This is a genomic window from Solibaculum intestinale (genome assembly GCF_040096205.1).
Classification (GTDB): domain Bacteria; phylum Bacillota; class Clostridia; order Oscillospirales; family Acutalibacteraceae; genus Solibaculum_A; species Solibaculum_A intestinale.
The window spans coordinates 1-13,660 of sequence record NZ_JBBMFD010000008.1; the positions used below are offsets into that span (position 1 = coordinate 1).

Consider the following 13,660-nt stretch of genomic DNA (forward strand, 5'->3'; position numbering starts at 1 on the left):
CCCCCCCCCCCCCCCCTTCTTTTCCATTCCTTTAAATCACGTCTACAAACTCGCCGTTCAAAATCTTATTCATATTGCGCACGGCGCACATCTTGCCGCACATGGTGCAGGTGTCCGCATGTTCGGGGGTGGATTCCTCCCGGTAGCGGCGGGCCTTTTCGGGGTCGATGGCAAGCTGGAACATCTTCTCCCAGTCGAGCTCCTTTCTTGCGGTGCTCATGGCCTTGTCCCAGTCCTTCGCGCCGGGGATGCCTTTGGCGATGTCCGCCGCGTGGGCGGCGATCTTCGCGGCGATGATGCCCTCCTTCATGTCCTCCAGGGTAGGCAGGCGCAGGTGCTCGGCGGGAGTGACGTAGCACAAAAACGACACGCCGTAGGTAGCGGCGATGGCGCCGCCGATGGCGGAGGTAATATGGTCATAACCCGGGGCCACGTCGGTCACCAACGGGCCGAGCACATAGAAGGGCGCGCCCTTGCAGACGCTCTGCTGAATGCGTACGTTTGCTTCAATCTGGTCAAGGGGCATGTGACCCGGGCCTTCGATGATGACCTGCACGTCCTTATCCCAGGCGCGCTGGGTCAGCTCGCCCAGGACCATCAGCTCCTCGAGCTGGCAGATGTCGCTTGCGTCCTCGATGCAGCCGGGACGGCAGGCGTCGCCCAGGCTCAGGGTTACATCGTGCTCACGGCAGATGTCCAAAAGCTCATCAAAATGCTCGTAGAAGGGGTTTTCATTGCCGGTCATAGCCATCCAGGAGAAGATGAGGGAACCGCCGCGGGAGACGATGTTGGTCAAGCGGCCGGCTTTCTGAAAGCGCGCGGCGGTGCTTTTGTTGATGCCGCAGTGGATGGTCATGAAGTCCACCCCGTCCTCGGCGTGCATGCGGGCCACATCCAGCCATTCCTGGGAAGTGATTTCGTTTAACGGCTTATTGTAGTAGACAATGGCGTCGTAGATGGGCACAGTGCCCAGGGTGGCCTTGCACTCGGCGGTGAGCTTACGGCGGAAGGTACGGGTATCCCCGAAGGAGCTTAGGTCCATAATGGCTTCGGCGCCCATGGCCTCAGCGGCGTGGACCTTCTCAAGCTCTGCATCCATGTTCAGGCAGTCCTTCGAGGTACCCAGGTTTACGTTGATTTTGGTTTTCAGGGCGTTGCCGATGCCGTTGGGGTCAAGGCAGGTATGGTTCTTATTGGCCGGGATGGCGACCTTGCCGCCGGCTACCAGCTCCATGAGCTTCTCGACTGCCATATGCTCCTTTTCGGCCACCGCCTGCAGTTCCTTTGTAACGATTCCTTTGCGGGCCGCGTCCATTTGCGTGGTATAGTTCATTTGGCTCCTCCTAGTTGCCTTCCCGCTTTGGGCGGGGTATTCTTTTTGGCCGGAAAACAAAAGCGGCCGTACCCTGTTATGGATACGGCCGCATACGCTTTGGTATGGCTTTAGCAACTCCCTACGACGGCATTATCCGTATCAGGTTTAACGGGTTTAGGATTGCTCCAATCTCAGCGATACGCTCCCCGGTTTTCCTTATTTGTTTCTCTATTCTATCCCATTCGACCTAACTTGTCAAAGCGTATTTACAAAAGGCCAAGCTGCTTAAACGAAAACACCCACAAAAAGATGGTCAAGATGGAGAAAAGCGAGCCGAACACCACCAGTTGCCCGGCCAGCTGGGAGTCCCCGTCCATCTGCTGGGCCATGGTAAAGGAGGAGACGGCGGTGGGCGAAGCGAATAAGGCGATGAGCACAGCCAGCTCCGGCCCGCGAAAGCCCAGGGCGACGCCGATGGGCAGAAAAATGGTTGGGATCAGCACCAATCGGCCGCCCAGGCCCAGCAAAAGCTGTTTTCCATAGCCTTTGACGGCGGAAAAGGAGAAGGACGCGCCCAGGATGATCAGGGCCAGAGGGGTGGCGATGCCGCCCACGTCTGCCACCACTTCCTCGAGCACCGCCGGAAAACGAAAGCCGGTGACCATGGCGAGCACCCCCAGGGCGGAGGCAAGAATCAAGGGGTTTGTCACAATGCCCTTGAGAATCTTCTTGGGGTTCATTTTGCCGCCGCGGAAGAGCTCCAGCGCCACCACCGAGAGGGCATTGAACAAAGGGATGATGACGGCGATGAGGAGAGACGCGGTGCCTGCGGCGCCGGGGCCGAAGAGAGACTCGGTGACCGGCAGGCCGAAAATGATGAAGTTGCTGCGGAAGATGCCCTGGATGAGCACGCCCCGGCGGGGGTTTGCCTTCTCGATGCGGGGGATGAGGAGGAGAAGGACCAGGAAGGACGCCGTCACGCTGACGGCGGCAAAGGTCATGAGCTTGTAGTTTAAGGCGGTGCTCACGTCGGTTTTATAGATGTTATAAAAAAGCAGGACTGGGAGGAACACGCGGAAGGCGAGATTGTTCATCACCTTGAGGGAAGGATCGTCCACCATGCGGATGCGCTTGACAAAATACCCCAGCACGATCATGAAGAAGAGCGGCAGCACGACGCTCGCGGATACAATGAGGTTTTCCATAAGAGGCAGCCCGTCCTTGTTATATTTTCGAATAAAAAAGCAGCCCGGCGCGGGGCGCTTACGCTTTATTATAGCATTCTTTTCCCCAAAAGGGGAAGCGGGTGCGAAAAACGCTTTGCTTTGGCAGGCAGTTGTGATAAAATAAGGAACAAATTGATAGGAGAGGCGAATCATTATGACGTATTCCTTTGCTGACCGGGTGATGGCGCTACAGCCGTCGGCCATCCGTGAAATCCTCAAGTTCACCTCCGATCCAGAGGTGATTTCCTTCGCGGCCGGAAATCCCGCGCCGGAGGCCTTCCCGGTGGAAGCCATCCGGGCCATTTCCGCCGATATTTTTGAGCATCATCCCATCGAAGCCCTTCAGTACAGCATTACGGAAGGGTATACGCCGCTGCGCAATACGCTGAAGAAGTACATGTCGGAAAAGTACGACAGCGTGAAGGATTTTGACGAGCTGATCATCACCACCGGCGCTCAGCAGGTGATGGAGCTGACCACCAAGTCCTTGTGCAACGAAGGGGACACCATTCTCTGCGAGGCGCCCAGCTTCATCGGTTCCCTCAACGCCTTCCGTTCCTATGGGGTAAACCTGCGGGGCATCCCGGTGGACAACGACGGCATCAACCTGGAAGCGCTGGAAACGGCCCTCAAGGAAGAGAAAAAGGCCAAGTTCCTTTATGTGATCCCAAACTTCCAGAATCCCTCAGGGGTGACCATGTCCCTTGCAAAACGCAAGGCGGTGTACGCGCTCGCCAAGCAGTATGGCGTGATGATCCTGGAAGACAATCCTTACGGGGAGGTCCGGTTCGCGGGCGAGCCGCTTCCCAACATTAAGTCGATGGACGAGGACGGGATCGTCATTTACGCGGGCAGCTTTTCAAAGGTGATTTCCTCGGGTATGCGGGTAGGTTACGCCATTGCGCCTACAGAGGTCATGCAGAAGATCATCGTGTGCAAGCAGGTGTCCGACGTACATACCACCATCTGGGCCCAGATGGTGATCGACCGGTTTATGACCGGCGGCGGGTTCGAGGCCCATCTGGAGCGAAACCGCGGCATTTACCGGGGCAAGTGCAACCTGATGATTGAGCTGATGGAACGGCATCTGCCCGACTCGATCCGTTTCGTGCGGCCCCAGGGCGGGTTGTTCTTGTGGTGCCAGCTGCCCGACTCCATCGACATGCCCGCGTTCGCGAAGCGGGCGGTGGAGCGGTACAAGGTGGCAGTGGTGCCCGGCAACGCCTTTTTGACCGACGAAAGCCAGCCGTGCAACGCGGTGCGGCTGAATTTCTCCACCCCCACCAACGAGCAGATGGTCAAGGGGATGGAGCTTTTGGGCAAGTGCTTTGCGGACTTTGAGGCGTAAGGCAAACCGTAAGACGAGAGGGAGATTGCGTTATGGAACCGACGACGACACAAAAGAAACCGATTCTGTTCTCCGGCATCCAGCCCAGCGGCAGCCTGACGCTGGGCAATTACCTGGGGGCGCTGAAAAACTGGGTGGCGCTGCAGGATGAATACCGGGGGATTTACTCGGTGGTGGATCTGCACGCCATTACCGTACGGCAGGACCCGGCGAAGTTCCGCCAGCAGATTATCCGCACCTATGCGATTTTGCTCGCATGCGGCATCGACCCGCAGAAAAGCCTGCTGTTTATCCAAAGCCAGGTGCCCGCCCACGCGGAGCTTTCGTGGCTGTTAAGCTGTTACACCCAGTTCGGCGAGCTTTCCCGCATGACCCAGTTTAAGGACAAATCCGCGAGGCATGCGGACAATGTAAACGCGGGGCTTTTCACCTACCCAGTTCTGATGGCGGCGGACATTCTGCTTTACCAGGCGGATGTGGTGCCGGTAGGGGCAGACCAGAAGCAGCATCTAGAGCTTTCCAGGGACATTGCGGCTCGTTTTAACGGGCTTTATGGGGACACCTTCACGGTTCCCGAGCCCTATATTCCGAAAATCGGGGCGAGAGTCATGTCTTTGCAGGAGCCGACTAGGAAAATGTCCAAGTCGGACGAAAATGTGAACGCCTATGTGGCGATTCTCGATAAACCCGAGGATATCCTGCGCAAGTTTAAGCGGGCGGTGACCGATTCTGAGGCCCAGGTCCGCTACGCCGAGGGCAAGGACGGCATCAATAACCTGATGGGCATTTACTCGGCGGTGACCGGTAAGGACTACGGGGCCATTGAAGCGGAGTTTGACGGCAAGGGCTACGGCGACTTTAAGACGGCCGTGGGCGAAGCGGTGGTGGAAGAGCTGCGCCCGGTTCGGGAAAGGTTCGACCAGCTGATGGCGGATAAGGCCTATTTGGAGGACTGTTGGAAGGAAGGCGCGAAGCAGGCGTCTTACCTGGCGGAGAGGACTCTGCTCAAGGTGCAAAAGCGCATCGGCTTTGTCAAGCGGTAGAGCTTGGGCATACCGGTTTCTGAACAGCCGGTTTCATAAACCATGCGGCGATTGCTCATTATTGAAACACGAGGAACAAAAAGAGGCGGCTCGGGTCGAGGCGCGGGGGCCCCCCGCCTCTTTTTGTTGCATTATCAAACACGGTTTGCTATTTTGAATGGTTCGATCCCCTTAACCGACTGCTGCGTTTTGGTTCCAGCAGACCATAACGGGGGTTCCGTGCCGTGTTCACAGGCACGTTTGTTTCCCTCACATCGCAGCCATTCAAAACGCATAAAAACCGCCTATAAGGCTCTGCAGGGAGCCAGCGCTTGATAGGCGCTGGCTTTCGTTTGCGGTAAAATAGCGGCGCAGAACCGTTTACACCGCCATATGACCCAAAACCGCGTCTATGTCTATTGAGAAGAAGGAAGAGGCAGGCCCAGCTCCACGGCAATCTCCCGGGCAACCTGTTCAGCAGGCCGGTTCGCGTCTACCGTAAAGTCCGCCGCTTCGCGGTAAAGAGGAAGGCGGGCTTCATAGAGCTCTTTCATGGCGGTCTCCTTATCCAGGCGGTTGAGAAGGGGACGGGTCTTATCCCCCTGGAGTCTCCGGGCAATTTCCCCAAGCGGCACGTCCAGCAAAACAATGCGGGAGCCGGCCTTTCGAAGCACCTGGACGTTCTCGCCAAAAGTCAGGGCTCCGCCGCCCGCCGCCGCAATCAGGGCGGGTTCCTCTGCGCAGGCCCGGACTGCTTCCCGCTCCAATGCCCTAAAATGCGCTTCCCCGTCCTGCTCAAACATGTCCGCCACGGTTTTTCCCGCTTTTTGTTCAATCCATTCGTCCAAATCCCGGTATGCATAGCCGGTAAGCCGGGACAAGGCCCGCCCTACCGTGGTTTTGCCGCAGCCCATGAAGCCGCACAGCACGACTACCTGTTTCATCCGCCTCTCTCCTGACTACGACGCCTGTCCGTTTTTGGACAGGCATATTTTTTCGCCCAAATCCATAAGATGTGGTACCAACTCTATGATACCTGCATATCCTGTCCAATGCAACCAAAGAATGCACAGAACATGCACCCGCATACGTCCCCCAGAGACTATAATAAATACGAACTTATGTTTGAAATTTTAGTTCAGGAGGACGATCCATGGCAAAGGATATCATTGTGATTCCGGTCCAAATTGGGGCCGTCCTGCCCGACGTCGCTGTAAAACAGGGAGACGCCGGCTCCAGGCTCCTGCGCTTGTGTTTTCGCGGCCGGGACGACAAGCCCATCGACCTCACCGATCATTTGGTCACATTATATGCGGTAAAACCGGACAAGACAAAGGAATTTGCGTCTGTCTCCATTTCCGATGCCGCCGCAGGCGAGGCGCAGGTGGTTCTCTCTTCCAGCCTCCTTGCGGTGGCGGGAATCTGCGAGTGTGAGCTGACTTTAACCGGGCCGGACGACACGGTGCTCTCTACCAATCCTATGCGCATTGCGGTGCTTCCCCTTTTGCGGGACGACGCGGCCATCGAAAGCCAGGATGAGTTTCCCGCCATGCTCGAAGCCCTGGCACGGGCCCAGCAGTATAACGCGCAGATTTTCACCATGAGCGTCAACGGCGGGGAACCGCACGGCCCGGATGAAAACGGAAATGTGGACCTGGCCATCACCGGCGCACAGGAGCTGACCGGATACCTTCGCGCCGACCATCTTAACCAGCCGGGCAATCCGCCTGCGCTTGACGAGGACGGAATACTTGACGAGTCGGTGCTTCCCCTTTCCGGATATCTCAAAAAAGCAGAGCTGGATACAGCGGGGAATCCCCCTTCCTTGCAGCAAAACGGTCTGCTTTCTCTTTCCGTCCTTCCTCTGGAAGGGTATCTTTCCTACGCGGCGCTGGGAACGCCGGGCAACCCGCCTGCTCTTGGTTCCAATGGGTTGCTTTCCGAAGCTGTTCTCCCTCTTTCCGGTTACGTGAAAAAAGCCGACGTCAACAAACCGGGCAGTCCTCCGGCTTTGGGAGCGGATGGGAAGCTTTCCAGCGACCTGCTGCCGGAAAACGACTATCTCTCTCGCAGCGCGCTGGGAACGCCGGGCAATCCGCCAAAGCTCAACGCGGACGGAAAGCTTCCGGACGCAGTTCTTCCCTTTGACCGGCTGGTCACCTACGGGAGCCTGGATTCAGCGGGAAGCGCTCCCCTGCTTCGGGGAGACGGTACCCTTTCCCCGTCGGTCATTCCCCAATTGGACGGCTATGTGACCAACGACGCATTGGAGGAAAAAATACAGGCGGGAGATTTCTCGAAGGTCCTAAGCGAGGAAACCTGCTATTTGCCGGTGGGATACGACTATGTGACGGAAAAAACGGTGCAAAGCGCTTCGATTGTGCAAGCGGTGGGGAGCACCTTGTGTGACCCGTCCAGCCATCTGCTCAGCCACGCCCAGCCTTCCCTGACGGTAGGGGAAACGTCCGTTTTGCTTCCCGCACTGGGAGAATGGGACCGGATTGCGGACGGCACGCTCTACCGCGGCACCTCGGAAATCCTGTCTCTGGCGGCGATGCCTGGGACATGGTCGATACTCGGCAGCTATTCCTCTGCGGAAAGCGGCGTGTGCATGGAACTGTCCACCCCGCTTCCCGACCCCTGGCTCCCCCCGGGGCTTTCCTGGGGACAGGAAGCGGTCAACGAACAGGCCCTTCGCATCCTCTGCTCCCATTTTGATTCCTACGCCACCCGGTATGTCATCTATTCCAGCGGCGTGCGCAAAACCGGGATTTGCATTGAAAAGGCCAAAAAAATCCGGGTACGGGTTCCGCTGTCCTTTGTGGGGGTGGAAACGGTGGCACAGGTAACCAGCGCCAATTTCATCGCCGCCTTGCAGCAAAACAACGTTCGCATCGTTTACGGCTACCAAACACCGGTGGCGTCGGCTTTGGAAAGCAGTTCCCTTCCGATCACGCCAAACATGACAAACCGCATTACTCTGACCGGCCTGCCGGTACAGGAGGAAACCGGCTTATCCTCTTTACAGGTCTCGTTTCTCCATCAGCGCACCCTGGACCACACCGTCGCCCTTGCAAAAGAGAGCGCCGCTGACCGCTACGCGAACGCCCTCACCGGCCTTGCCGAAGGTACGGAGCTTTCGGTCAGCGATTTGCAGAGCGGCACCCGGTTTTCTTCCCTGAAGCTATTTGGAATCTGTCAGCAGAATTCCGTTCCTGGAACCATCTCTTTCGCCGGGGACGGCGGATCGATTCCCCTGCTTGTGGATGGGCAAACGCGGGAAATTCCCCTGTCCCTTTACGGAATTCCCGACGGCACAGGAGGTTTCACGGCGCAGGACCAGCTGGTGGTCGACTATGTACAGAACACCGTTTTTGTGCTACGCCGGGTGGGACGGATCGTAATGAACGGCGAAGAAACCATATTTGCAGACCTGGACAGCGCTAGAGACGAATCCAATTATGTGTATATGACGGGAAACAATCTGGCGGCAAACGGCCGGCTGCTATGCAATCTTCTCCCCTGGCGTTCCAACGGATACGACACCGCCCTGAGCTACTGCTGGACATCTACGGTAATCGCCGTCACCCTATTAAACAGCGAAACCGGGATTGTGACCGGCGAAGAGAGAAGCGCTTACCTGGAGAAATTCCGGACGTGGTTTCGCGCAAAAGCTGCGGCAGGGACACCCCTTACCCTCTACTATCCTCTTGTCCAGCCGCAGCTCGAACAGGTGGACAACAAAACGAGGGCTTTACTTCTTTCCATTGCTCCGAAGGGGACCGGCACGGTTTTATCCACAGCCGCGACGCCTCACCCAGAGCTTTCCCTTTCCTATCACAAGGATGCGGATAAAACCATTGCCTCCCTGCTCAGCCGAATCGAAGTGTTGGAGGAGCAGGCGGTGAACGCGCAATGGTAACGGACTGAAAAAGCCGGAAAGATTCTATTAAAAATCGTATAAGGAGATGCATCATGACGGACGCATTTGTCAAAATTTTGACCCAGGTAGTCACACGGGGCCAGTATTCCTTAACGCAGATGCTCGAAAAACTTCATGTTCTGTGGGTGCAAAACCTTCTAAGCGACGAGGAGCTGGAAACCCTCACCGCTTTGGCCCAGACGAGCGTCGACCCGGATTACCGGGAACCCAAGCGCATCGAGGAACGGGTGAGCGCATTGGAAATCGAAAGCGTCAACACCATGCTGGCTCTGACAGAGCTTTATGAAATGATTTGAAATAAGTGAAGGAAAGGATGAATAAGAATATGAGTATGATCTATGCCACCCTCATCATCAAGGGGGTCAAGACCTTCGCAGACGTGCCGGACACCCTTAAAGACGCGGTCCGGCAGATTCTGGTGGAAGCCGGCTGTGAACATCTGACCGTCCAATAACAAGCCAATCTAGGAGGACAAATCTATGTTTCGAATCTGCATCGACCCTGGTCACGGCGAGTATGGCAATCCCTATCCCCAGCGCCCCGGCTATTATGAGGGGACGCAGATGTATAAGCTCGCCCAGTACCAAAAAGAGGAATTGGAAAAATATTCGGACGTGGAAGTAATCCTCACCCGCAAAACCATCACCGACGACCCGTCCCTGGACGCACGGGGAAAAATGGCGGCGGGCTGCGACCTGTTTTATTCCGACCATTCCAACGCCGCCGACAGCTCCGGCAACTGGAGTGCCGCCAGAGGGGTGGATATCTACGGCAGCAACCGCAAGCCAGCGGAGGCTTTGTGCAACCAGCTGGGCGCGGCCATCGCCGCCGCCATGGGCAACAACTTCCGCGGTACCTTCTACCGGGACTACCAGACCGGGCGCACTTACTCCGAACCACAGCCCGGAATGCTCGATTACTACGGTGTAATTCGTTCGGCGGTGGCCACCTCCTGTAAGGCGGCCATTATCGTCGAGCACGGGTTTCACACCAATGAGCTTGACAGCGCCTTTTTGATTAACGACGACGATCTGCGCAAAATGGCCAAGGCGGAAGTGGAGGTACTCGCCCGGTACTATGGGCTCGGCTCCTCCGGCGGGGAAACCCCTGCGCCCGACCCCACCCCTTCCGGGGACACCTATACCGTTGAGACCGGTGACAGCCTCTCCGCCATCGGCGCGAAGCTGGGGCTTGACTGGCGGGAAATCGCCGCCTTAAACGGCATCACCTCTCCCTATGTCATCTACACCGGACAGGTGCTCAAGCTCCCGGGCTCCTCCTCCGGCGGGGAAACCCCTACGCCCGACCCCACCCCCTCCGGGGACACCTACACCGTGCAGACCGGCGACAGCCTCTCCGCCATTGGCGCGAAGCTGGGCCTCGACTGGCGGGAAATCGCTGCCTTAAACGGCATCTCTTCCCCCTATATCATTTACACCGGACAGGTGCTCAAGCTCCCGGGCGCTTCCTCCGGCGGTACGCCCACGCCTGCCCCCACTCCCTCCGACTCCACCTACACCGTACAGACCGGCGACAGCCTCTCGAAAATCGGCGCGAAGCTAGGGCTTAACTGGCGAGATATCGCCGCTTTAAACGGCATCTCTTCTCCCTATATCATTTACACCGGACAGGTGCTCAAGCTCCCGGGCGGCGCAGACGACACCCCCGACGCCTCCCAGACGCCCGACACCTACACCGTGCAGAAGGGAGATTCTCTTTACAGCATCGGCAACCGGCTGGGTGTGAGCTGGAGCGAGCTTGCCGTGGCCAATTCCATCGCCCCGCCCTATATCATCTACGCCGGGCAGGTGCTCAAGGTTCCCGGCGGTACGGCCCAGGTGGCCACCTCCTACGCGGTGAAAACGGAGGATGCCCCCGACGAGGTGGACACCGATTACCAGGCCCTGTACCAGTCGGAAAAGACGGCCCGGGAAGCCGCGGAAAACAAGCTCAAAACCCTCATTGATAAGATTACAAGCCTCCTATCAGGCATGCAATAAGCATTCCTATTTCGCATTTCTCCTCTTCTCTCCTACCGAAGGCGGCGCGCAAAGCATAGGCTCTGCGCGCCGCCTTCCTCGTTTTTCCCCGCTCCCCCTTGCAACTGCATCTTAGTGCGCTTATACTAAACACATATCATAACTCCCCACTTTTATACCGCAGCCTGCCGATTCCGGCAGGGTAAAAGGAGCGTATTGCTATGGGTTTTTGCAAGGATTTTGTCTGGGGTGCGGCCAGCGCCGCTATTCAGATCGAAGGGGCCGCCTATGAGGACGGAAAGGCCCCGTCTCTCTGGGATGTGTATGCCCGTTACCCCGGCGCCGTCTACCGCGGCCAGAACGCCGACACCGCCTGCGACCACTACCACCGTTTTCAAGAAGATGTGGCGCTGATGAAGCGCATGGGGCTTACCGCTTACCGTTATTCCATCTCCTGGCCCCGGGTACTCCCCCAGGGGACGGGGGAAGTCAACCAAAAGGGCCTGGACTTTTACGACCGGCTGCTGGACGCCCTGCTGGAGGCGGGGATCGAGCCCTACCTGACCCTGTTTCACTGGGACTATCCTTACGCCCTCTACCAAAAGGGCGGATGGATGAACCCGGATTCGTCCGACTGGTTTGCCGCCTATGCCGACCGCATCACCCGCCGCTACGGCGACCGGGTGAAGCATTTTATCACCATCAACGAGCCGGAATGCTTTGTGGGTGCGTTTGAATCGGGAGATCTGGCCCCGTTTTACCGGGTTCATCGGCGGGACTATCTGCAAATGGCCCACAACGCCCTGTTGGGCCACGGTAAGGCGGTGCAGGCCGTCCGAGCCAACTGCCCTGGGGCAGCCTGCGGCTTTGCGGCCACTAATTGGCTCAAATACCCCATCACCGACGAGCCGGAGAACGTGGAACTGGCCCGCAAGCGATGCTTTGAGCTCAACGAGCCCACCGTTACTTCCTTCCCCTGGTGGACGGAGGCGGTGTACCTGGGCCGGTATCCCGCCGCGGCCGTGGCGGCCGCGGGGCCCGACATGCCGGTCATCGGCCAGAACGACATGGCCCTCATCTCCCAGCCGCTGGACTTCTTCGGCATGAACCATTACACCGGCATCCCTGTGGCGCCGGACGGGACCCAGGGCGACCCGGTTTTTTCCGACAATGCGCCCCGTAGCACCTACGACTGGCCCTTGCAGCCCAGGGCCTTCTATTACGCGGCCAAGTTTATGTACGAGCGGTACGGCCTGCCCATCCTGGTAACGGAAAACGGCTATTCCGGCAACGACCTGGTCAGCGCGGACGGGAAGGTTCACGACGCCTACCGCATCGAGCAGCTTTCCTCCTATCTGAAGGCCCTGCGCCGGGCGGCGGACGAAGGCGTTCCCGTGCTGGGGTATTTCCACTGGGCGCTGATGGACAATTTTGAATGGGCCCAGGGCTACGGCAAACGGTTCGGCCTGGCGTATGTGAATTTCGACACCCAGGAGCGGATTTTAAAGGATTCCGGGACGTATTACCGGAAGGTCATTGAATCCAATGGGGAAATTCTGTAGCGGATACTACTATCTGTTGTTCTTCCTCGAATGCGGCTGACGCTCTTGTGTCAATCCCGCCAGGTAATCCACGCTCACCCCATAAAGCTCCGCCAAGCGCACCACCACCCGCAAGGGGATTTTTCCTTCTCCGGATTCGTAGCGGACATAGGTGCGAACCCCTACCAAAATGCGCCCGGCCACCTGGCTTTGGCTGAGGCCTTGTTCTTCCCGAAGCTGCCGGATTCTTTCGTGCAAAGGTGTGCCTCCTTTCCAGTTATTCTGGAAGCCTTCCGAAAGCAGGATACCGCATTTTCCCGTCGGAATCTATAACCGGAACCGGTATCAAATCCGGTGCGAAATGCAAAAAAAGCGGGAAGCGTGGGGCAAAAGGTCCTCGCTCCAGGCTTTTCTATGGATATTGCATGTTTGCCTGCAATTTGTGAGCATATTTCGCCAACACTTATTCTTTCCCCCTTGCCCTCCTCCGATCAGAGGGGAATTTTCAAGGGGGAAAAACAAGTGTCCCCGTTCCTAGCGTCTTTTTCCCCCTTGAACTGCCTTTTCTTTGGTTCGTTTCTTTTAGCAGCGCAAAAGAAATGAACATCCTTGGGATCATCGAAGATCCCGTTTCTCAGTGCGTCCGGTCATCCAATCCACCGTGCACCCATACAAATCCACAAGCTTCACAAGCACAGGCAGCCGCATGGAATTGGCCCCTTTTTCCTCATAACGCCGGTAGGTCCGCAACGTTACGCCGATGGCCTTTGCCACCTTTTCCTGGCTGAATCCCGCCTCTTCCCTTGCCTCAAGTAATTGAAACCCCATTCTCTTTCACACTCCAATCTTCTTTGCTTTGTTCACAAAAAGTTTACGCCTCTTCTTCTATACGTAAATATACGAAATAAATATTTATTTATTCAAAAATTATACGTCTATTCACGTATTTTATCAATAAGCAAATTCGCTTTTTCCCAAATATTATACGCTTTTTATTTGATTGCCTTCGCAAAAAACCGTATAATGACAAGGGAAATGAGGTGGTTTTTTGTCTGCGGCTAAGAAAATAAAAATTCTCTTGGTTGAGCGGGATATGACGCTTACGGATTTATCAAAATTATTAGATAAACATTTGTCAACGATGAGCGATAAAATGAGGCGCGATAATTTTACTGAAAAAGACCTGAAAAAAATAGCCGAGGTCTTGAATTACGAGTATGATGTTGTATTTACGGATAAAGAGACCGGCAAGAAACTTTGAATCCCATCTTCTTGCCGGTCTTGAA

Annotated in this window: 13 protein-coding genes and 1 riboswitch; of the genes, 8 read left to right on the forward strand and 5 right to left on the reverse strand. The window is 56.6% G+C overall.

The annotated features are described in order from the left end of the window. Positions 1-31 precede the first annotated feature (31 nt). A complete protein-coding gene (gene thiC, locus WMO26_RS06190) occupies positions 32-1,333 on the reverse strand; it encodes a phosphomethylpyrimidine synthase ThiC (protein ID WP_349218959.1) in 1,302 nt (433 codons plus the stop codon). 101 nt (positions 1,334-1,434) lie between these two features. Next, positions 1,435-1,534, reverse strand: a riboswitch (TPP riboswitch). 47 nt (positions 1,535-1,581) lie between these two features. After that, the gene (locus WMO26_RS06195) at positions 1,582-2,520 is read right to left on the reverse strand and encodes an AEC family transporter (RefSeq protein ID WP_349218960.1); all 939 of its coding nucleotides are present in this window, start codon (positions 2,518-2,520) and stop codon (positions 1,582-1,584) included. 175 nt (positions 2,521-2,695) lie between these two features. Here WMO26_RS06195 and WMO26_RS06200 point away from each other — a divergent pair, with 175 nt between their 5' ends. Together WMO26_RS06200 and trpS are read left to right on the forward strand one after the other, a co-directional pair. Further along, positions 2,696-3,889 (forward strand): aminotransferase-like domain-containing protein, encoded by a 1,194-nt coding sequence (locus WMO26_RS06200; protein WP_349218962.1) that lies wholly within the window; start codon positions 2,696-2,698, stop codon positions 3,887-3,889. Between the two features lie 32 nt (positions 3,890-3,921). Beyond that, positions 3,922-4,932 carry a tryptophan--tRNA ligase gene (gene trpS, locus WMO26_RS06205; protein ID WP_349218963.1) on the forward strand — a complete coding sequence of 337 codons (1,011 nt, stop codon included), beginning with the start codon at positions 3,922-3,924 and terminating at the stop codon, positions 4,930-4,932. A 395-nt stretch (positions 4,933-5,327) separates the two neighbouring features. Here the strand turns inward: trpS and WMO26_RS06210 are convergent, their stop codons facing one another. Beyond that, positions 5,328-5,855 carry a shikimate kinase gene (locus tag WMO26_RS06210; RefSeq protein ID WP_349218964.1) on the reverse strand — a complete coding sequence of 176 codons (528 nt, stop codon included), beginning with the start codon at positions 5,853-5,855 and terminating at the stop codon, positions 5,328-5,330. Positions 5,856-6,064: 209 nt separating this feature from the next. On the opposite strand from WMO26_RS06210, the gene WMO26_RS06215 reads away from it, so the two are divergent. The 5 genes from WMO26_RS06215 (at position 6,065) to WMO26_RS06235 (ending at position 12,395) form a co-directional block, all read left to right on the forward strand. Continuing rightward, positions 6,065-8,833 carry a BppU family phage baseplate upper protein gene (locus WMO26_RS06215; protein ID WP_349218966.1) on the forward strand — a complete coding sequence of 923 codons (2,769 nt, stop codon included), beginning with the start codon at positions 6,065-6,067 and terminating at the stop codon, positions 8,831-8,833. Positions 8,834-8,886: 53 nt separating this feature from the next. Beyond that, a complete protein-coding gene (locus tag WMO26_RS06220; RefSeq protein ID WP_349218967.1) occupies positions 8,887-9,150 on the forward strand; it encodes a hypothetical protein in 264 nt (87 codons plus the stop codon). Between the two features lie 29 nt (positions 9,151-9,179). Beyond that, a complete protein-coding gene (locus WMO26_RS06225; protein WP_349218969.1) occupies positions 9,180-9,308 on the forward strand; it encodes a CD1375 family protein in 129 nt (42 codons plus the stop codon). 25 nt (positions 9,309-9,333) lie between these two features. Next, entirely contained in the window at positions 9,334-10,854 is a 1,521-nt protein-coding gene (locus tag WMO26_RS06230) for a LysM peptidoglycan-binding domain-containing protein (protein ID WP_349218971.1), read from the forward strand. A 200-nt stretch (positions 10,855-11,054) separates the two neighbouring features. After that, positions 11,055-12,395 carry a GH1 family beta-glucosidase gene (locus WMO26_RS06235; protein ID WP_349218973.1) on the forward strand — a complete coding sequence of 447 codons (1,341 nt, stop codon included), beginning with the start codon at positions 11,055-11,057 and terminating at the stop codon, positions 12,393-12,395. A gap of 9 nt (positions 12,396-12,404) precedes the next feature. Here the strand turns inward: WMO26_RS06235 and WMO26_RS06240 are convergent, their stop codons facing one another. Beyond that, positions 12,405-12,632, reverse strand: coding sequence for a helix-turn-helix domain-containing protein (locus WMO26_RS06240; RefSeq protein ID WP_349218975.1), 228 nt, complete (start codon positions 12,630-12,632; stop codon positions 12,405-12,407). 357 nt (positions 12,633-12,989) lie between these two features. Next, positions 12,990-13,202, reverse strand: coding sequence for a helix-turn-helix transcriptional regulator (locus tag WMO26_RS06245; protein ID WP_349218977.1), 213 nt, complete (start codon positions 13,200-13,202; stop codon positions 12,990-12,992). Positions 13,203-13,422: 220 nt separating this feature from the next. On the opposite strand from WMO26_RS06245, the gene WMO26_RS06250 reads away from it, so the two are divergent. Next, positions 13,423-13,635, forward strand: a complete 213-nt coding sequence (locus WMO26_RS06250; protein WP_349218978.1) for a transcriptional regulator — start codon at positions 13,423-13,425, stop codon at positions 13,633-13,635. Positions 13,636-13,660: the final 25 nt, after the last annotated feature.